Source organism: Promicromonospora kroppenstedtii DSM 19349 (genome assembly GCF_000515355.1).
Classification (GTDB): Bacteria; Actinomycetota; Actinomycetes; order Actinomycetales; family Cellulomonadaceae; genus Promicromonospora; species Promicromonospora kroppenstedtii.
The window spans coordinates 1,087-1,295 of the sequence record NZ_KI911676.1 but is presented as its reverse complement, the minus strand read 5'-3'; the positions used below and the strand labels follow the sequence as shown (position 1 = coordinate 1,295).

The 209-nt window shown below is 78.9% G+C and carries 1 protein-coding gene; it reads left to right on the top strand.

The window, feature by feature from the left end:
- On the top strand, window positions 1–209 hold a 209-nt coding region (locus tag PROKR_RS34915), incomplete at both ends, for a hypothetical protein (protein WP_036964216.1).

Sequence of the window (209 nt, the reverse complement as noted above, 5' to 3'; positions counted from 1 at the left end):
CCCTTGCCCCGCGGTGGGGCGGGAGCCACGCAGGGCTCGCGCCGCCGCGGGCCACCGTCGAGCGCACGCTCGTGGTGCTGAGCTCCCTGAACGAGGTATCCCGCGGGCAGGCCCACGAGCTGCTGACCGCCGAGCCCGGAACGCTGCTCATCACCCCGGAGGCCGGGACCGGCCCGGACGAGCAGGCCGCGCGGGCGCTGGGCGCCGCC